General features: G+C 64.6%; 1 protein-coding gene. It reads right to left on the minus strand.

The features are described from left to right. Positions 1-990 (minus strand): IS481 family transposase, encoded by a 990-nt coding sequence (locus AB0N24_RS27555; RefSeq protein ID WP_364131781.1) that lies wholly within the window; start codon positions 988-990, stop codon positions 1-3. Between the last annotated feature and the right edge of the window lie 126 nt (positions 991-1,116).

The raw sequence follows: 1,116 nt of genomic DNA on the forward strand, positions 1-1,116 counted from the left end.
CTAGCTGTACTGCCCAGGCAGGTTGGTTAATCGGCTGATGGGCGGGTGGCCTCCGATTGCGGTGTGGGGCCTGTGGTGATTGTAGTGGTGCAGCCATGCCGGGAGGGCGTTTCTGCGGGCTGACTCTGTGGCGTAGAAGCGTTTGAACGCCCACCCGTCGGCGAGGGTGCGGTGGAACCGCTCGATCTTGCCGTTGGTCTGGGGGCGGTAGGGGCGGGTCTTCTTGACCTTGATGTTCAGTTCACGGCAGGTATCCCGCCAGAGGTGGGATTTGTAGGCTGAGCCGTTGTCGGAGAGGACGCGCTCGACGGTGACGCCGCGGGCGGCGAACCAGGACACGGCCCTTTTCAGGACGGCTACTGCGGTGGCCGCGGTTTCGTCGCCGTGGATCTCTGCGTAGGCGACCCGGGAGTGGTCGTCGATGACCGTGTGCACGTAGGCCGTGCCGATGATGGGGTGGCTGCGGCTGCCGGTTCTGACTGGTGTCTCTACACGGTTCCGGTTGCCTTGATCCCGGCCGACGTAACGCCAGCCGCCCCCGTCCGGGATATTTCCGAGTTTCTTCACATCGACGTGGATCATGGCCCCGGGCGTGTCGTGTTCGTACCGGCGGATGACCTCGCCGGTGCGTTTGTCCACGTGGTGCAGGCGGTTCAGCCGGCACCGGACCAGGACCGCGTGGACCGTGGACGCCGGCATGGCTAGCTTCGCTCCGATCGCGACCGGTCCCAGCCGTTGCTTCCAGCGCAAATGGACGATCTTGCGTACGAGCTGCTGAGGGGTCTGGTTCACCACCCGGTGCGGGCGCGAGGACCGGTCGGCCATACCCGCCTCACCCATCGCGGCGTAGCGTTCAGCCCAGCGCTTGGCGGTGGGCCAGGCACAGTTGAACAGTTCGGCGGCTCGGGACACGGGCCATTCCTGGTCAATGATCAAACGCGCGACGCGCAAACGTTGGCGCGGAGTCAAAGCGGCATTAGCGTGGGACATGAGGACCTCCTGGTCGTCTCAGCGGTTGTCTAAGCAACTCCACTGTGCAACCGGAGGTCCTCACCCATCAGTCAACGACTCCCGCGAGTCATCACATTCACCGGACCAACGTCCCTGGGCAGTACA

The organism is Arthrobacter sp. NPDC093128, from assembly GCF_040683875.1.
Classification (GTDB): domain Bacteria; phylum Actinomycetota; class Actinomycetes; order Actinomycetales; family Micrococcaceae; genus Arthrobacter.